Annotated in this window: 9 protein-coding genes and 1 tRNA gene; 8 read left to right on the forward strand and 2 right to left on the reverse strand. The window is 60.6% G+C overall.

The window, feature by feature from the left end:
* Positions 1–92 precede the first annotated feature (92 nt).
* Positions 93–2,972 carry an AAA family ATPase gene (locus tag JQ575_RS37650; RefSeq protein WP_212038244.1) on the reverse strand — a complete coding sequence of 960 codons (2,880 nt, stop codon included), beginning with the start codon at positions 2,970–2,972 and terminating at the stop codon, positions 93–95.
* Between the two features lie 636 nt (positions 2,973–3,608).
* Here JQ575_RS37650 and JQ575_RS37655 point away from each other — a divergent pair.
* Together JQ575_RS37655 and JQ575_RS37660 are read left to right on the forward strand one after the other, a co-directional pair.
* The gene (locus JQ575_RS37655; RefSeq protein ID WP_212038245.1) at positions 3,609–3,827 is read left to right on the forward strand and encodes a hypothetical protein; all 219 of its coding nucleotides are present in this window, start codon (positions 3,609–3,611) and stop codon (positions 3,825–3,827) included.
* A gap of 862 nt (positions 3,828–4,689) precedes the next feature.
* Entirely contained in the window at positions 4,690–10,383 is a 5,694-nt protein-coding gene (locus tag JQ575_RS37660; protein WP_212038246.1) for an alpha/beta fold hydrolase, read from the forward strand.
* A gap of 567 nt (positions 10,384–10,950) precedes the next feature.
* On the opposite strand, the gene JQ575_RS37665 is transcribed toward JQ575_RS37660, so the two are convergent.
* A tRNA-Asn gene (locus JQ575_RS37665) sits at positions 10,951–11,025 on the reverse strand.
* Between the two features lie 270 nt (positions 11,026–11,295).
* On the opposite strand from JQ575_RS37665, the gene JQ575_RS37670 reads away from it, so the two are divergent.
* The 6 genes from JQ575_RS37670 to JQ575_RS37695 all read left to right on the forward strand — a co-directional run bounded on the left by JQ575_RS37670 (position 11,296) and on the right by JQ575_RS37695 (position 18,656).
* Positions 11,296–11,475 (forward strand): hypothetical protein, encoded by a 180-nt coding sequence (locus JQ575_RS37670; protein WP_212038247.1) that lies wholly within the window; start codon positions 11,296–11,298, stop codon positions 11,473–11,475.
* Positions 11,476–11,612: 137 nt separating this feature from the next.
* Positions 11,613–12,197 carry a protein-L-isoaspartate O-methyltransferase gene (locus JQ575_RS37675; protein WP_212038248.1) on the forward strand — a complete coding sequence of 195 codons (585 nt, stop codon included), beginning with the start codon at positions 11,613–11,615 and terminating at the stop codon, positions 12,195–12,197.
* Positions 12,198–12,484: 287 nt separating this feature from the next.
* Positions 12,485–13,891 (forward strand): TolC family outer membrane protein, encoded by a 1,407-nt coding sequence (locus JQ575_RS37680; RefSeq protein WP_212038249.1) that lies wholly within the window; start codon positions 12,485–12,487, stop codon positions 13,889–13,891.
* A gap of 369 nt (positions 13,892–14,260) precedes the next feature.
* On the forward strand, positions 14,261–15,013 hold the full coding sequence (locus tag JQ575_RS37685) for a PopZ family protein (RefSeq protein WP_212038250.1): 753 nt from the start codon (positions 14,261–14,263) through the stop codon (positions 15,011–15,013).
* A 237-nt stretch (positions 15,014–15,250) separates the two neighbouring features.
* Positions 15,251–18,130 (forward strand): valine--tRNA ligase, encoded by a 2,880-nt coding sequence (locus JQ575_RS37690; protein WP_212038251.1) that lies wholly within the window; start codon positions 15,251–15,253, stop codon positions 18,128–18,130.
* A 139-nt stretch (positions 18,131–18,269) separates the two neighbouring features.
* Positions 18,270–18,656, forward strand: coding sequence for a VOC family protein (locus JQ575_RS37695; protein ID WP_212038253.1), 387 nt, complete (start codon positions 18,270–18,272; stop codon positions 18,654–18,656).
* The last annotated feature ends 350 nt before the right edge of the window (positions 18,657–19,006 follow it).

The following is a 19,006-nucleotide window of genomic DNA, read 5'->3' on the forward strand; positions in this document are numbered from 1 at the left end:
CCGGGAGTTAAATTCCTTATATCCAAGGTTGCTTGGACTTTGTGAACCAGCACACAAATCCCGAAAAATAATCAAGCGGTATCGCGCTGCTCTCAACCTTGGGTTTGGCGACGCCTCATCTCGGCAGCAATCATCGACTCATCCTGGCGCAAGGAAAGCCGTTGAGCAATCGCAAGAGCCTCGTTCCAAGCAACTAGCGCCTGGCTTTTCTGACCATCCAACCAATGCGCCACCCCGGTCCACAGCCCGTATTGGGCCCCGCCCAGGGGAAAGACACGGCGATAGCGTTTCAATTCATCGAGTGCTTGGCGTTCCCAATATGGCCACTGATCGTATTCACGCGAAAGCCCGGCTTCGCGGCCACGCAAAAGCACTTCGGTTACGCCCGAGATTCCGACCAGTGTGCTGTGAGAAGTCGGCCGACGCAGCTCTCGCAACAAGTCCAGCGTTTCGGTCGCGGCCTCGATGCTTTCGGCATGCTGGCCGACACGAGCGAGAGCAAGGGCGAGCGCGCCCTTTGCGGAGATTTGTGCGGCAAGATCCACAGATCCCAGCATTGCAGACGTAATCAATCGAAGGATGTCAACCGCTTCGCGAGGGCGATCTGTGTGGAGAACGCACAACGCCTTACATCGAAGTGCCCAGATCTCTTGCTGAATATTCCCTGCGTTCTGTGCGCGTGACAACAGCGCAAGCGCTGTTCGCTCCAAGGCGCTTCGATCGCCGCGATAATAGAGGGACCAGAAGCGGATGCCTTGGGCATTGCACCAGCCTAACTGGTCCCCAGCCCTCGTGGACAGCTCTTGAGATTCATTCAAACGGCGGTCGAGCATCGACCAATCACAGCGGCCAATGCGCCAAAGCGCGTCCAGGATACACACATGAGAATGAACTGCAGGATCAGCTAAAGCGATGGCGACCCGTTCCGCCCTAGAAATGAAGTAGTCACAGGCGCTCTGCCAGCCCAAAAAGGAAAGACCGCATCCCAATTGCGAAGACGCGACGGCCAGCTCGACGGAAGGCCCGACGCGTTCCGCATGCGCAACTGCTCCAATGAGATTGCACATTCCGCGGGCATAACGGAGTTCAAAATAATCAACCGTGGCTGCCTGGTTGAGGCAGCGAGCTAACTCTCTTTCCCAAGCGCGCCGATCGGGGCGCTCCCACTTCGAAGACGGAGCAAAAACCTGCTGCAGCGCCAGCTGTATGCCTCTTCCTACAAGACGGATTGCGGTCGTCGTCGGGAAGCGGGGCACGGGTTGTCCGGCCACGTTAAGCGCGCGTCTTACGGCAACACCCTGAGCGTGTATGTCGCCACGGCCGTAATGTGCTTCCGCAAGCTGTCTCCGCCAACGTACGGCTTGGAGCTCTTGTTCAGGACCGCGAGCCTGCTGACGCGCTTCATGACTAAAGCAGATCCCCAGAAACGCCTCGACCTCTCGAAACGCTCCGACCTGGAGTGCGCGTGTAGCGGCTAAATCCGCATACTTGACAGCCTTTTCGATGTTTCCAGCAGCCTCAAAATGCTGAACAAGCGCTGAGAATTCTAATGGTGCAGTTGCCGATTGATTTGATTCGATCCAGTCAGCCAGTAGTCCATGTAGGCGCTGCCGGGCGTCAACCGATATCAAGCTGTACACGACGTCGCGAATTTGATCGTGACGAAATTCGTATTCGCCTGGACCACTTCCGTGCCTCACAAGGTGTACGGCCAACAGTGACTCGATAGCGTTCTCGACGGCACTACTAGTTAGCTGATCGCTAAGCAATATCTGAAGGGCAGTGATGCTAAATGAACGGCCAATTACGGCAGCGGCTTTGAGAAAGTTGAAAGACGCGGTGTCCAAGAGATCGACGCGCTCGCGGATAACCCGTTCGACACCTTCAAAGTAACGAAGTTTGTCGAGCGGCCGAATGGGGCGCCAAAAACCATCACGCACCGCTACAAGCCCCTCACTCTTCAGGGCTATTGAAATTTCCTCGGCAAAGAAAGGATTACCCCCGGCCAAAGCTGCAATGCGGCCTGCCAAATCTTGATGCGGCGGCACCCCTCCCAGAGTGCGAGCGACCAGTTCGCGGATGGACACGTCGCCGAGTTCATCGAGATCAAGGACCTGGCAAAACCGAGCCGGGTCGTCGGCTTCCAGCCGATTAGTGTTCATCCGAGCTGTCTCGGCGCGTCGGCGTAAGCTTTTCAGTTCGTCTGGAATTTCTTCAACGCGCACACACACGATCAGTAATAGCGATGAAAGGGATCCGAGTATCCATTCGATCAGGCGCCACGACGCTGAATCGAGCCACTGACTGTCTTCCAATATCAACACAAGCGGGTGTGGTGCCAGTGCGCCTATCAGATCCCCGAGAAGGCGCATTGTCGCGTCTGCACGGTGTGGTCCCTCTAGATGCCGCGTCCCGTCGTTTTCCTGGATCGCAATGCCCAATACGCCACCAAGCAAGGGCAGTCGCCCGACGATGGCTGAAGTCTCGTCGACACGGGCTCTAACGTCTTCGAGCACGATAAATCCATTGCAGTCGGGAGGCAGACCAAGGAGGGATGCAAGCACCCGTCGCCACGGCAAGAGCGATGTTCGCCGATCCTCACGCTCCGCCCGCGCAACCGAGACTGGCGTCCCGGTTAACCGCAATTCGTCCATGAAAGCCGTGACTAATGCAGTTTTCCCAACTCCCGGCTCACCCAAAACAGCCAGCAAACGCGTGCCGCCGCTGCGTGTTTCTTCGAATAGTTGTTTCAAGACCGCCATTTCACTTTCCCGACCAATTAGCGTGGAAGGGACAGTTACAGTGACGCGCGGCTCCAATGGGCGAAAGACGGCGGCCATATCCCCCAGTCCGTCGAGCTGCAAAGTGCCTTGCTGCTCAAAGGAAAACGCTGTTCGATTGGCTCGTTCCGTCGGTGCATCGCAGACAATGTCTGCCGATACGGCAGTCATCAATCGCGCTGCGCGATTCATGGCTGCACCATGGACCATCAATTGACGGCGTCGCGCACTTCCAACAACGCAGAAAAGCACTTGGCCTGTTGCTACACCAATAGACGCGGAGAGGCCCAGCCCCCTAACTGTCTCATCCATCGCGCGAGCGGCGTCGACGGCGCGGTAGGGATCATCGCGATGAAAGTTTCCACGGGCTCCGAATGCGCAGCTGAAAATTAGACCCTTTTCGTCAAAGTACAGTTCCCCCGGTGGTCCGCCTCGTGCTCGCAGGTTCTCCTGAAGCGACACGCAGAGTGTCTGCAACTGAGAGAGGGCGGGAGGGGCGCGCGGATCCAAACCAGTTATTCTCGCGAAGACGGCCGAAACGGGTCGTATCTCGTTGATACCACGGAGGAGGGCATCAACTTCTCGACTGAGGTCGATTGCGGAGTTGCGATGTCCAATCACGGAAACATGACCGGATGCAAATGCTGCGTCATGGAGCTGTGGCGGGAGAAAGCAGGACAGCCAATCCAAAGAGGGAAGCGGTGAACGAAGTGCAGGCCGCATTTCGATGGTATCACCGCTGTGCGTTCCGGAATGCGCTAATGCTTGCTTCGCAGCGTCGGATAGGACGTACTCCCGAGGGGGAGCAAGCACTTGGGAAGTTGCCGCTTGCATAAGGGCGTCGCCGCCCGCGATCAGATTCCAAACGGGCTGGCCGCCAAGGGCCGCAGCCCAGAGCTTCCCGGCGCCCACGCCGACGTGCAGGGCCGGGTCGGTTTCGCTGGTCGAAGCGCCTACATTATGATCACCGCAGATCGCCTCGGCGCAAGCTGCAGCGGCCTGAACTGCGTTTCCCAGATCGTGGTCAGCGGCCCAATAGGCGACTAACGAGTCTCCTTCAAAGTACAGCACTTCGCCGCCACGAGCGCAGATTTGGTCCGCGCACCGTCCGTAGGAGAGACTTAGCAGCTCCGATATTTTCTCAAGTCCTTCCTGCCCACGTCGAGCTAGCTGTTCAACCAAGGCCGTATACCTGGAGACGTCAACAAACAGGACGGCTGCTGTAAACTCTACGGCCGCAGGCAGGTCACCGCGAGGCCCGTGAAGCCTACCGAGCAACTCCAGCGGCAAGAAACTCTCGAGCAGTCGACCGGTCTCTTGCACAACCTCTTTCCTCATCGTCGAACCAGAAAGTGGTGAAAGGAGCGCCAAACAAGCCAGTTGTTCGCGCCCGCCCGATGACGGGCGGACAACAACTCAAATATTCCCTAAGCGCCTTATCCTATCAAATCTTTCGCACGAATTCATCGAATGCCTTTGGCGCCGCGGGACTGAAGTTACCGGGCGCTAGCGGGGCCTTGCGGCGGGTGCCAACGAGACACCAGATACCTGTCTAAATGGATGTTTTCGCTGAGCAAAGAATAGCCATACCATTCCTATAGCAAAGTTTGCGAACCGCAACGGGTGCGCCTCGACTGGAGGTTTGAGGACGTCGGCCAAGAATCAACTACACAAGCTGGCAAAACCCGCTAGATTGGCAGTGCAACTACACCGTTCAACGCACCTTTTGGGGGCGTGTTATGCCGCAAGGCGAGAACGAGAGCAGCCTCGTGATTTACGAGGGCATCGGGAGGCATCAGGTCGATCGCCCTTCCTCCTCCATTTCTCGAAAGAGAGGCAGATAATGCCAGGGGGCGGGGGACTTGACACGGACTCGGGAACGGCCTGGATCTCGCAGGGCTTTGAGCGCTTGATCCATCGCGTGCGCCATGCGCCTACGGAAGTACATTTTGACGTAATTGTCATCGGCAGCGGCTACGGCGGCGCGATTGCTGCGGCCACGTTCGCAGGTCGCCGGCAAGGCGGAGCGGCGATCACCGTTGGCGTGCTCGAGCGTGGCAAGGAGTATCTTCCAGGCTCGTTTCCGACCGGCTTGGGCGAATTGCCGGGGCATATCCGCCAGGAACACAACAAGGAGGGCCTCTTCGACATAAGGCTCGCAGGAGAGGTCACCACGGTAATCGCAAACGGGGTTGGCGGCGGCTCACTGATCAACGCAGGCGTCATGGAAGTGCCCGCACCGGGCGTTTTCACGAACGGTTGGCCAAGCGCATTAAAGAACTTGTCGACCTGGACGTCGTATTTTGACCGCGCGCGAGATTTGGTCGGTGCCAGCATCAATGGCATTCCCAACACGATCGCCGATCATGTTGACGGCCTGCCGAAGAAATATCAATCGATCCGTGCCATCGCGCCCACTGGCAAATTTCACCCGGCCGCGATCACGGTCGCGATGAAGAATTCGACGAGTTGGGGCAATGTCAACCTCAACAAGTGCGTCCGCTGCGGCGATTGCGCCACCGGCTGTAACTTCGGTGCCAAGAACTCACTCGACGTCAATTTGCTCACGCACGCGCAGCAAGCCGGTGCGGAAATCTTCAGCGGAGCGACCGTGCTCAGTATCGAGAAGGAAGGCAGCACCGCATGGGTCGTCAACAGTGTGCATACCAACGCCAATCTGCGCAAACGCGACGGTGAGGTACTCAAAATACGTGCACGGAAGGTGGTGCTGGCCGCAGGCACGCTCGGCTCAAGCGAGATACTCCTACGCTCGCGTGATCTCGGACTGCAATTGTCTGACATGCTCGGCAAGCGTTGCTCAACCAATGGAGACATGCTGGTCGTCGACTACGCGACTGACGCGGCGGTCAATACAGTCGCGGACGAAACTATTAAACCTTCTACTCGCGAGATCGGCCCGACGATCACCGGCGTCATCGACCTGCGGGCGACGGCTGGCGTCGTAATCGAGGAAATGTCGGTGCCGGCAGGGCTGCGCCTCGCTTTCACTGAGACCTTCGCTACGGTCAACATGTTGCACGGCCTCGCCGAGGCGGATTGCTCGAAACACATTCAGGAATTTCCGACCAGCGACCTCTGCGCTGTGCCTGCCTCGCGCGTCGAGCATTCCGCACTTTACGCCGTCATGGGCGATGACGGCGCAGCCGGCAGCATCGAGATCAATGGCGATTTGACGACCGCGGATCGGGACGGCATCGCGCGGCTCCGTTGGGACAAGCTACAAAACCTGCCGGTTTTCGAAGAGCAATTGATGACCCTTGCGGGTCTCACGAAAAACACGGGCGGGCGCGTGATTCCTAATCCCGTCTGGAAGCTGCTTCCGACGGAAATGACCTGGTTGCTCAAGGATCAGCGCGGGCCACTGACGACTGTACATCCGCTCGGCGGGTGCACGATGGCCGACACGGGCGCCAACGGCGTTGTCGACCACATCGGCCGGGTTTTCTCGGGCAGCACCTCCAGCGTTGTGCATGATGGTCTCGTTGTGCTCGACGGTTCGATCATTCCGACGGCCCTCGGCACCAATCCAGCGCTCACGATCTCGGCCGTGACGCTTCGCGCGGCCGAGGCGCTCGCGATTCAGTGGGGCTACGTGGTCGGTCCCCCGCCCACGGTAGGCGTGCCTCTGACGCGGCCTGTATTTCGTTCAACTGATGTGGCAGCTCCGCCTCCGGCAACCGAGGTCGAAATCATCGAGCGGCTCGTCGGGCCGGTGAATTTCCAACCGAGCGGGGAGCAGGCACAGACGCGAATCGTCGAACTGACCCTGCGTTTCAGCCCGACGGCGCTCGCGCAGCTCACGCCCAGCAATGGTGGCAAGCCCACCGTCCAAGTCGCAACGAACATGTCCGAGTTCACGGTCCGCAGCAGGATTCGGATATTTCCACGGACCGAGTGGGATTTGCTTGAGAACGGTTGGACCCCTCCGCGTTTGCTCGAGCAGAAGCTGGACGCGATCGCGTGCTACAGCGCTCCGCTTACGGGCAGCCTGCGGATCTTCGAGCGGCAGAAATCTTGTTCGATTGCGCGAATTTGGAAGGCGGGTAAAGCATGGGTTCTGAATCGCGGATTGCGTGACACTTATCAAGCAATCGTCGATGGCGACGGCGGCCCGGGACTATGGTCGCGGATCAAGTCGGGGCTCGCAATCGCAAGCCGCTCTGGCGAGATCCGAGCGTTTCGTTACGACCTCACGATCGGTGCGCCTGACCCCGGCGCCAAAATCGTACTTGATGGCAACAAGATTGCCGGGACCAAAACCTTCACGTACGAGCGCCGCTGTAATCCCTGGCGTCAGCTCATGGATGTGACGCTCGAAACGTTCCCCGGGATGAGTGGTAGCGTCACCGAAAGGTCGTTGAAGCTGGATGTCCGTTACCTTGCGCGAATCGGCGTCCCTCTGTTTCGAATAACGCGCCAACGCGATGGCGTGAGCGCAATTGGCGAACTTGTGACCTTCCTCGGATACGTCACGCGTCTGCTGCTTAGCCTGCACATCTGGAGTTTCCGGGCGCCGGACAAGGACACCGACCCGGGGAATGATGTCTTGAACCTTCTGCCGCCGCTCGCACTTCGCCTTTCTGACGGCCGCTCCATCGCCGCAGAGATCCACCACATCCCGATTCCTGCTCGATTGCCGGAAGGCGGGGGGGTGGCCGTGCCGGGCGAAGTACGGCTCACGCGTTACCCGAATCCCGCTACCACCAAGCGGCCTGTCGTGATGCTCCATGGCTACAGCGCGGGCGGGACGACGTTTGCGCATCACGCGGTGAATCCGAATCTTGCCAGCTATCTATGGGAGGCGGGGCGCGACGTATGGATCGCCGATCTGCGAACCAGCTCCGGTCAGCCGACTACCGCGACTAAGGCCTGGAGCTTCGACCAAATCGGCAAAGAGGACGTACCGGAGGTGTTACGCACCGTTTCCCGTGAGACGAATGACAGCAAAGTTGACGTGATTGCACATTGCATGGGCACCGTCGTTTTCAGCATCGCGGTGCTCGATGGCAAGGTGGACGATCTTGTGGATCGCGCGGCCTTCACGCAGGTCGGGCCGCTCGTTGCGTTCACGCCCGCGAATGTGTTTCGCGCCTACGCGATGCGGTACCTCATTGATTTTCTGCCGGACAGCTACAGCTTCAACCCCACGAAACCGACGCTCGCCGATGATCTCTGGGACCGGCTGCTGTCAACGCTGCCCTATCCCGTCGAGGAGTTCGATATCGAGAGCCCGCTCTGGCCATGCAAACGAACGCCTTGGACACGCACACGGCATCGCATGGATGCGCTTTACGGCCGGGACTTCAACGCAGCTAACATGGAACCGGAGATGCTGCGCTTTATCGATGAGCACTTCGGCGCTCTAAGCTTGAAGACTGTATCGTCGGCTCTACATTTCGCGCGCTACTCCATGATGACAGATTTTCACGGTAAAAACCAATTTGTCTCACGCCGGTTGTTTGAAAGCCGTTGGAACTTCCCGACATTCAGCGTTCACAGCGGCGACAACGGGCTTTCGCACGTTTCAACCGTTGACCGCATGGGGCAGATTCTCGACGACGCCGGGCGCAATTACCTTCCGCCGTTTATTAATACTGGCGCCGGTCACCAAGATGCGCTGGTTGGAACGACGAGACATAAGACGTTTCAGAAGATCGAAGCGTTCTTGGACGCTAACATTACGCCGAACTCAGGTGTGCCCAACGCAAAGAAGGTCGCTTTTCCGCCATGGATCGGACCAATCATTACCGAAGAGCGGCCTGAAAGGCCGACACTGGTGGTCCGCGTGGGCGCAGCGCCGTCACTCCGGGAGGCGGAAGCCGTGCTGATGCTCCGCATCGACCTCGTCGGCAACCAAATTTTGAGGCCCGACGACCACACGAAGGATTGGGATCTACCTTACATCGTCAACCATATGGCCGTCTTGACGTCAGCGCAGCTCAAGGATGGGTGGATTGCGTTCGAAGCTCCGCTGCCGCCCTTGATGCCCGGCTACGATCCCACCCATCCTGGCAACGCGTTGTTGGTGCTGCTGGTCTATGACGAGGCTCCGTCACTACCCCCGCAATTGTTTGCGCCGCTCTATTATTTTGCGATCGCCGACACCAGCCAGCAAAAGGTCTTTTGGCTGCGTCCAAGCGGTCCCGCTGACGACCCGCCCATCGAGGCGCTCAAATTTGAGTTCCGTCGATTTGAAGCAATGGCCGATGCCGCGCGGCGTGCCCTGGCCCCTTATAATGAATGGTCACGAGGCGGCGCACAGGGTGCGCCTCCGCCCCTTGTTTACCGTGGGCTGGAGCGGCGTGCGCAGGTTACCCGCAACTCGGCGGCGCTGCCCGAGATCACGGACACGACCGCGATGTCAATGTTGTTCGGCTATGGGCCAGAGGGCGAGGCCGTCCTCGAGAGCATGAGCGAGCAGGATACTGATCTTCTGGACGGCGTAATTCCATACGATCCGCCGTCACAGCCACCCGAAATACCAAATCCGGGCGGCACGAGCTTCGCTCTCGCGTCATGCCAATACCCCGCCGGATTCATAGATGATCGAGTCGCGTATCGCTCCTACAACGACCTCGTCAACCGTCTGGATGCAGGTGCCGGAAACAAGCCGCGGTTTGCGCTGTTCGTGGGCGATCAGGTATATGTCGACCCCACCGCCGGGCTTTACGATCCTGCTGGGAAGGATGATCAATATCGTTTGCCCTACGAGGCGTGGCTGCGCCAGCAGTACGTTCGCGGTGCTTTGCGCCGCATTCCATCATTCATGCTGCTCGACGATCACGAAATTGACGACAACTGGGAGCCGATCGCCGATCCCGATGATCCCTCGAATGCAAAGAAGAAAACGGATGGATTCGCCGCGTACAAGAAATATCAACGCGGCATCGATCACGGGTTCGGGACATTAGACATTCTAGAGACATTCGACTTTGACGGCTTCCATTTCTTCCTGCTCGACACGCGCAGCAAACGGAAGCATCGCAAGGCGGATGGCAGCCTTGCGGGTGCAGAACTGTTCGATCCGATGACAATGGGCAAGTTGAAGCAGTGGCTGCTAGACAGCCCGGCTCCGAAATTCGTTGTATCGCCGGCCATGCCGCTGCCGCGTCATCGCCGCGCGACACAACGCGATTCAAGTCTGGACCCGTCGAACCTGAGCGCCCTGCATTCCGATGGATGGGATGGATATCCGGATGCGCTTCGCGACGTGTTGGCCTACATCGCTGAAAAACAGATACAAGGTGTGGTGTTTTTGTCGGGCGATGAGCACCGAAGTTGCGTGGCGACGGCGGATATCTGCGACACGTCCGGAACTCTAATCACGCGAGTGCATTCTATTCATACCGCCGCAGTCTACGCGCCTTACCCCTTCGCTAACAGCTTCGATGAGGATATCGTTCCCAACGAGACAATTGATATTGTGGATTCAGGTGGGACTTATCACTACCGCTGCGTTGTGAAAGTGGTGCGGCCGCCGGCCGGCGACGGCATGACGTTCTTGTCCGTCCGTCACGATGGGGCGGTTTGGCAACTCGATTGCGAGTTCGCCAATGGACCGATGCCGACGCTCACCCTTTAGTCTTTTTTGGACGGTTTATCAGTAGGCCATCGCTTTGCCGGCCGACGTGGATGCCGTCAAGCGGTGCTGCACGCCGGACCAGGAAAAACCTGCCGGTCACGCAAGCCGAGGGCGCACTCTTAAATTGGCCTTGGTGCTTCCCAGGCCAAGGTGGTCTCACAAGCTTACGGGCGTGCGCTTGAGCTACGAGACGCGGCACAGGCGCTTGGGTCCAAGTCGGACCAACCCTTAACCAGAGGCGGCTGCTCGCTAGTGGCGGCTTACCCACGCGAGGCCAACGGCGGGACGCATCGGATAAAGCGATCGGGAACGGGCGCACCGACGTGCTTTTCACTACAAGCTTAGGCCGAAGGACGAGATCAGGAGCGGTGCGCACCGAGGCTGGTCTGTCCGCCGCATGCGAGTTCTCACACAAAGAGCGGGACAAGGCTTTCAAGACTATCAGTGCATGCTGTCGGCAAAATCCCAGACCCACGGGAGCCCCGCCACAAGTGGCCCCCAAAGTGGCCCCGCACGACATCTCGCCAATAGGGAATTTCGAATCTCGCGACAGGTCGTTGATTTTGCTGGCTCCCCGGGCTGGATTCGAACCAGCGACCATTCGATTAACAGTCGAATGCTCTACCGCTGAGCTACCGAGGAATAGGCGAAACAAATGTTCGCGAGCCGGGAGCGTATAACAAAGCCTTTCGGGCTTGCAAAGGACCAAATGTCCATCCCCGGCGCCATGGTGTATGGGGCCTGAAATCCCCGGCGGCTCAAGGATTTGCCGCCATTTCCGGTCCGGCGCGGGGCATAACCGGCAACGCACCGGTGCAAACCCGGCATCCGCGCGGAGCATGGCGCAAGCCGCCAATTCGACTCAATCCGATCCGAGCTTTGAAACTGCCGGGTTTCACGGGAGCCGAATCGATGTCAGCCATTACCACCGACCTGACGAGAGCCGTGCCGTCGATCGTGCCGAGCGATATTCCTGATCTCAGCGATGACGAATGCCTGTTCCGGCTGGCGCAAGCGCTTGTGGAACATGATTCCGAGCATCTGGACGAGGTCGCGCAGCTGATCGGCCGGCTTGCGGTCACGATCGAGTAGGGCGCCTTTCCCTTCTGAATCCTGCGCGGTTTGGCGCGCACGCCCGGCGTGTTGCGTTTTGCCGGAGCTTGTATCAAAGATGACCCCGGTTTCAGCTCTCCCGGCGGCAACGCCGCTTGCTTTCAGGGTCTTCGCCAATGTCCGGTTTTTCGACCGCGCGCCAGAAAATGGTCGATGGTCAGGTGCGTCCCAGCGACGTCACCGATATCCGCATCATCGACGCCATGCTGGCGGTGCCGCGCGAGACCTTTGTCCCCGAAAACAAGCGCGCGCTGGCCTATCTGGACCTCGATCTCGAGGTCGGCGAGGGCGGTTCGGAGAAGCAGTTCCTGATCCAGCCGGCGGTGCTGGCGAAGATGCTGCAGGCCGCCGAAATCAAGGAAACCGACAATGTCCTGGTGGTGGGCTGCGCCAGCGGATACGCCGCTGCCGTGATCGGCCAGTTTGCCGGGCAGGTCCACAGCGCGACGGGCGCCGACGGGGATCCCGCCAGGGCGCCTTTCGACGTCATCGTCCTGAACGGCGCGACCGAGGTCGTGCCGCAAAAGCTCTATGGGCAACTCCGGGACGGCGGCCGGCTGGTCGGCGTTTTCGCGATGTCGCAGCCGCAGCGGGCTACCATCGTGACGCGTTCCCATGGCGATTTCGGGAACCGGGCGCTGTTCGACGCCGCCGTGCCGGTGCTGACGGGCATGGAACGGCTTCCAGCGTTCGTTTTTTAGAAGCGCGTTCGAGCGAAAGCCTGCCCCGGACTTGAGCCGGGGTGGAACCCGGTTCGCGCCAGGAAAACACGTCTAAACGAAAAAAGACGCCCGTTCAGGCTGTTAAAATCCCGTTCTGAATCAGAAGTGTGGCCCGTTTGCCCCACGTGAAGAGTTTCGACTGCTTTCGCTTGCTGGGTGGTTCCGTCGGAGCCCTGTGCGGAATAAGGTGAGCCGGGACTCACTTCGACTGAAGCGGCGTCCGGTTATTGTATTGGCCGGCGAACTAAATGATTGGATCACCATTGATGCGTGGGGTGAAGGTTTTTGCCGGAGCTGCGGCTTCGGTCCTTCTGTTGACTTTGATGGGCCCGACGCCCGCCCTTGCCGATACGATCGAGGCCGCGCTTGTGCGCGCCTATCAGAACAACCCACAGTTAAACGCGCAGCGCGCCCAGGTGCGCTTCACCGACGAAGCCGTGCCACAGGCGCTGTCGGGCTATCGCCCGAGGGTCGCCGTCACCGCCAGCGCCGGTTATCAATATACCGACACCCACCTGACATCGGGCGGTGACCCGAACAACATCGTGCGGACCGGAGTTCACGGCACCAATGCGCCGCGCAGCGTCGGCGCCACCGTCACGCAGAACGTGTTCAATGGTCAGCAGACCGCCAACCGGACCCGCGCCGCCGAAAGCCAGGTTTCCGGTGCGCGAGAAGCCTTGCGGGCGCTGGAGCAGACTGTGTTGCTGTCGGCTGCCACGATCTACATGGACTATCTGCGCGACTCCGCGATCGTCGAGGTTCAGAAGAGCAACGTTCGCGTGCTCGAACAGACGCTGAAGCAGACCAAGGACCGCTTCAATGTCGGCGAAGTGACCCGCACCGACGTTGCGCAATCGGAAGCACAGCTGGCCGCCGGCAGGACCCAGCAACTCACCGCCGAGTCCAACCTGAACACGACGCGTTCGAACTTCCGCCGCATCATCGGCAATGAGCCGGTGGCGCTGGCCCCGGGTTCGCCGGTCGATCGCTATTTGCCGGCCTCGCTGCCCGGCGCCGTCGAACTCGGGCTGACGCAAAATCCGAACGTCACCGCGGCGATGTTCGGCATCGACGTCAGTTATCTCCAGGTCAAGGTCAATGAGGGCGCGTTGTTGCCGACCGTGAACCTGGTGGCATCGGTGCAGCAGTCCTACGAACAACAGATGACGGTCTTCAGTACGTTTGGGGCGTCGGCTGTCGCGCAGCTCAACGTCCCGATCTACAATGGCGGCGCTGAATATTCGTTGATCCGCCAATCCAAGGAAACCCTGGCGCAGCAGCGCCTCACTCTCGAACAGCAGCGGGATCAGGCCCGCGCCAACGTCGTCACCGCCTGGGGACAGCTGGTGGCCGGCAAGGCGCAGGTGCAGTCGGCGCAGGCGCAGGTCACGGCGTCCGAGATCGCGCTCAACGGCGTGCGCGAGGAAGCCAAGGCCGGACAGCGCACCACGCTCGACGTCTTGAACGCGCAGCAGGCGCTGGTCAACGCACGCGTCGCGCTGGTCACCGCCCAGCACGACCGCGTCGTCGCGTCCTACTCGGTGCTCAACACGATCGGGCGCTTGTCACCGATCGTGCTCAAGCTGCCGACCACGACCTATGATCCGAGCGTGCATTATCATCAGGTGCGCGACAGCTGGGCCGGCGTTCGCACCCCCGACGGCCGCTGATATCCCGCCACCCGCATGCGTGCGGGGATGACAAGAGTCACTTCGGGATGACAAGCGTCACTTTTGGAGATGACAACGTCATCCGGCCGGAATGATTCACCACCCGACGGGGAGTACGCCGGGTGTGTTGTTGCAATCACTTGTTGCCGTGACATAACTTTCTTGGAGGCAGCAGGGCGATTCGCACAGCTTTTACGTCTACGGGCCGCGAGCCGGGTTGCTTTTGGGGAGCGGAACCCCGCGCGACGCATCGTGTGGGGTTGATCTGGGGACAAGTCTGGCTTGCGCGATGAAAATCCCGGCCTGCATATCCGGAACCGGCAAATCCCGAGTGGCTTGGTGTAAAATGGTTTCGATGTGGAGTCGGCGATGACGCAACCTGCAAAGGTCCAAGAGCCCTCGATGGAGGAGATTCTGGCGTCGATCCGTCGCATCATCGCTGACGACGAAGCCAAACCTGGTGATGCAAAGCCGGCTGCAGCCGAGAGGCCCGCCAGCCCGCCGCCATCAGGGAAGCCCGAGCCTCCGGCCGCCAGGCCGACGGCGATGAAGGATATTCCGCCGTCGGCGATCGCGCCCAAACCGGCCGTCGCGCCCAAACCCGCGCCACCGCCGCCTGCGCCGGAGCCCGCCGCCACCAACAACCAGGACGATATCGACGCGATGCTGGCAAGCCTCGACGCGGCGACGCCGGAGGCCGACATCCGGCCGGCGCAGCCCGAGGCAGACGTGTTCGAACTCACCGATGAGATGGCGGTGCCGGATCCGCAGCCCGCGGCATCCTCATTCCACAAGATTGATCCTCAGGACGACATCGAGTTCACCGAGACCGCCGCCGCCAAGGCGCTGCACCGGCAGCCGGCCTATGAGCCGCCGCCGTTCGAGAGCGCCGCCGCAGTTGCACCGGGACCGCAGATATTGTCGCGCTCGACGGTGTCCGCGGTCGAATCGGCGTTCAATTCGCTGGCCAACACCGTGCTCAGCAACAACGCCCGGACGCTGGAAGATCTGGTCAAGGAAATGCTGCGGCCGATGCTGAAATCCTGGCTCGACGACAATCTGCCGGGATTGGTCGAGCGGATCGTCAAGGCCGAAATCGAGCGGGTTTCGCGCGGGCGTTAACCAGCTTGCAGCCGTTTGGCCCTTATTCAGCCACCCCCATTGGGCTTTATCGTGCTTTCGGCATACAGGTCCGGTTGACTCGGTGCCTTGCTGCGGCTTTCTAGGAGCCAGTAACGTTCCTGGTCGGTTCAGAATCGGGCGCTGGTCTGTTGTTTTGAACGCGTTTTCCTGGCGCGAACCGTCTCCAAAACTCGCCCGAAGCCGCTATCGCTTCCTCAAGACCCCAATTGCATTGTCATGATCGAGAAAAACTACCAGCCCGCCGATATCGAAAGCCGCATGTCGGCCATCTGGGAGGAGAGCGGCGCGTTCAAAGCCGGCCGCCCCGAGCGGCGCGACGCCGAGCCCTTCACCATCGTGATCCCGCCGCCGAACGTCACCGGCTCGCTGCACATGGGCCACGCGCTCAACAACACCTTGCAGGACGTCCTTTGCCGCTTCGAGCGGATGCGCGGCCGCGACGTGCTGTGGCAACCGGGCACCGATCATGCCGGCATCGCGACCCAGATGGTGGTCGAGCGGCAATTGATGGAACGGCAGGAGCCGGGCCGCCGCGAACTGGGGCGCGCGAAATTCCTCGAACGCGTCTGGCTGTGGAAGGCGGAAAGCGGCGGCGTCATCGTCAACCAGCTGAAGCGGCTCGGCGCCTCCTGCGACTGGTCGCGCGAACGCTTCACCATGGACGAGGGCCTGTCGCGCGCGGTCGCAAAAGTGTTCGTCGAACTGCACCGCGAAGGCCTGATCTACAAAGACAAGCGCCTGGTGAACTGGGATACGAAATTGCTGACGGCAATCTCGGATCTCGAAGTGCAGCAGGTCGAGGTCAAGGGCAGCCTGTGGTACCTGCGCTATCCGATCGAGGGCAAGACCTTCAGCCCCGACGATCCCACCACCTTCATCGTGGTCGCGACCACGCGGCCCGAGACCATGCTGGGCGACACGGCGGTCGCCGTGCATCCGGACAACGAACGGCGCGGACACCTGATCGGCCAGCACGTCATCCTGCCGCTGGTCGGCCGCCGTATCCCGATCGTCGGCGACGACTACGCCGATCCCGAGAAGGGCTCGGGCGCGGTCAAGATCACGCCGGCGCACGATTTTAATGACTTCGAGGTCGGCAAGCGGCACGGCTTGCCGCGGGTCAGCGTGCTGGATCAGGAGGGATGCCTCGCGCTGGTCGAGAACGAAGATTATCTGCGCGACCTGCCGGAAGGCGCGTCGCAGTTCGCGGAGGAATTCCACAACGTCGAGCGCTTCGCCGCCCGCAAGCGGATCGTCACGCGCCTGGAGGAATTTGGGTTCCTCGAGAAGATCGAGCCCAACACCCACATGGTGCCGCATGGCGATCGTTCCGGCACCGTGCTCGAGCCCTATCTGACCGACCAATGGTATGTCGATGCCAAGACGATGGCGCAGCCCGCGATCGCGGCGGTGCACAGCGGCGCGACGACGTTCGTGCCGAAGAACTGGGAAAAGACCTATTTCGAATGGATGGAGAACATCCAGCCCTGGTGCATTTCCCGCCAGCTCTGGTGGGGCCACCAGATTCCGGCCTGGTACGGGCCTGACGGAAAAGTGTTTGTCGCCGAGACCGAAGAGGAGGCCGTCGGCAACGCCCTCGGCTATTACGTCGAGCAGGAAGTCATCACGCCGGAGCAGGGGCAGGCGATGGCGGAGGATCCCGCCCAGCGCGAAGGCTTCATCACGCGCGATGAAGACGTGCTCGACACATGGTTCTCCTCGGGCCTGTGGCCGTTCTCGACGCTCGGCTGGCCCGACGAGACGCCGGAGCTTGCGCGTTACTATCCGACCAACGTGCTGGTGACCGGCTGGGACATCATCTTCTTCTGGGTCGCCCGGATGATGATGATGGGCCTCCACTTCAAGAAGGAAGCGCCGTTCTCGACCGTCTACATCCACCGCCTGGTTCGCGACGAGAAGGGCGCGAAGATGTCGAAGTCGAAAGGCAACGTCATCGATCCCCTCGGCGTCATCGACGACTTTGGCGCCGACGCGCTGCGCTTTGCTCTGGCGCGCGGCGCGGCGCATAGCCATGACATCAAGTTGTCGCCGCAACTCGTTGAAACCAATCGAAATTTCGCGACCAAGCTGTGGAATTCCTGCCGCTTTGCCGAAATGAATGGCTGCGTCATGCCGGCGGGTTTTGATCCCACGTGCGCCAAGGAAACCTTAAACGAAACCCTGAACCGCTGGATCGCGCACGAAACCTCGCGCGCGACGCGTGAAGTCACCGAGGCGATCGAGGCCTATCGCTTCAACGACGCTGCCAACGCGATCTATCGCTTCGTCTGGAACGTTTATTGCGACTGGTACATCGAACTCGCAAAGCCGATGTTGCTGGGCGAGGAGGGCGCGGCGAAAACCGAGACCCGCGCGATGGTCGCCTGGGCGCGCGATGAAATCCTGAAGCTGCTGCATCCGTTCATGCCCTTCATCACCGAAGAACTCTGGGCGGTGACGGCGAAGCGTGGCGGCCTGCTGGTGCTGGCGGAATGGCCGCGCAAGGCAGGAGCGGCGACGGCGGATCAACTCGCATCGATGGCGTTGGCGGGCCCGAACGATGCGCTGATCCCGCCGATCATGGCCGCACTCGACGCCGGCGATTTCAGCGATCCCGCGGCGGAAGCCGAAATCGGCTGGGTGGTCGACCTCGTCACCGCGATCCGCTCGGTGCGCGCGGAAATGAACATTGCGCCGGCGACGCTGACGCCGCTGGTGCTGGCGGGGGCTTCCGCCGAGACCAAAGATCGCGCGCAGCGCTGGAGCGATACGGTCAAGCGCATGGCGCGGCTCGCCGAGATTTCGTTCGCCGACCGCGCGCCGGAAGGCGCGGTGCAGCTATTGGTGCGTGGCGAAGTCGTGGCACTGCCGCTCAAGGGCGTGATTGATCTGGCGGCCGAGAAAGCCCGGCTCGACAAGGAAATCGCCAAGGCCGAAGCCGACATCAAGCGCGTCGACGCCAAGCTCGGCAACGAGAAATTCGTGGCCAACGCGCCCGAAGAGATTGTCGAGGAAGAGAAAGAGAAGCGCGAGGCGGCCGTGGCGCGAAAAGAAAAGATTCTCGAAGCGCTGGAGCGCTTGAAGAACGCGGTTTAGGGCGCGCAGCGCCTGAGGACGATTACTCTCCGTCATGGCCGGGCTTGTCCCGGCCATCCACGTCTTGCTTACTGTGGCCAAGGACGTGGATGCCGGCACGCCGGGCGTGACGAGCTAATTCATGGCGGAGCCAACTTCCATGCTGGACCACGTCTCCATCACAGTCTCCGACATCGCCGGCGCCGAGCGGTTCTACGACGCCATCATGAAAGCGCTCGGAATCGTCAAGGTCGGCCGTCGCGACGACTGGCTCGGCTACGGCGAGCGCGCACGCCCGGCGTATCCGGACCGGGTTTATCTCACGATCCGCAAAGGTCCGAAGCCGGAGGACGCATTCGGCCGCCACTGGTGCTTCAAGGCACGATGGCAAACCCAGGTCGATGCGTTCTGGGACGCCGGCATTGCCGCCGGCGGCACCGACGACGGACCGCCGGGCCTGCGCGACTATCACGCGTCCTACTATGCGGCGTTCCTGCGCGACCCCGACGGCAACCGCATCGAGGCCGTGTGCCATCATGAGTTGTGAAAAGCGAGCTACCGCCGCGACAAACTGACCCGACTGGCAAATCACTTCTGATTGTCAGAAGTTGTGTCAAGCCCCGAAATAAAAAATATTTCGCTTTCGCCGTCGGGCAAATCATCTCTACGAGTTTGCGTTATCCCGTCCCACTCAGAGGGGCGTCGGCCGTCGTCACGACGAGGGGCGGGTTGCGATGGACGTAACAGTTGCGATTGACGGTCGCGGCTGAAGCGTACGGCGAAAGCGTGTGGTCCTGGCGCCCGTAACGGCGTCAAGTCCTTCGGGAGCTAACGCTTCCGAGGGGCGACGGTGGCAATAGAGGCCGTCTCACCGGGGAGAGCGCGTCATAAGCCGTA

This window comes from Bradyrhizobium sp. JYMT SZCCT0428, from assembly GCF_018131075.1.
GTDB lineage: Bacteria > Pseudomonadota > Alphaproteobacteria > Rhizobiales > Xanthobacteraceae > Bradyrhizobium.

Bases quoted from the DNA above. Each gene is read 5' to 3' on its own strand.
- JQ575_RS37670 (WP_212038247.1), top strand. From the start codon at position 11,296: ATGTCAGCCATTACCACCGACCTGACGAGAGCCGTGCCGTCGATCGTG.
- JQ575_RS37650 (WP_212038244.1), bottom strand. From the start codon at position 2,972: ATGAATCGCGCAGCGCGATTGATGACTGCCGTATCGGCAGACATTGTC.
- JQ575_RS37685 (WP_212038250.1), top strand. From the start codon at position 14,261: ATGACGCAACCTGCAAAGGTCCAAGAGCCCTCGATGGAGGAGATTCTG.
- JQ575_RS37680 (WP_212038249.1), top strand. From the start codon at position 12,485: ATGCGTGGGGTGAAGGTTTTTGCCGGAGCTGCGGCTTCGGTCCTTCTG.
- JQ575_RS37690 (WP_212038251.1), top strand. From the start codon at position 15,251: ATGATCGAGAAAAACTACCAGCCCGCCGATATCGAAAGCCGCATGTCG.
- JQ575_RS37695 (WP_212038253.1), top strand. From the start codon at position 18,270: ATGCTGGACCACGTCTCCATCACAGTCTCCGACATCGCCGGCGCCGAG.
- JQ575_RS37675 (WP_212038248.1), top strand. From the start codon at position 11,613: ATGTCCGGTTTTTCGACCGCGCGCCAGAAAATGGTCGATGGTCAGGTG.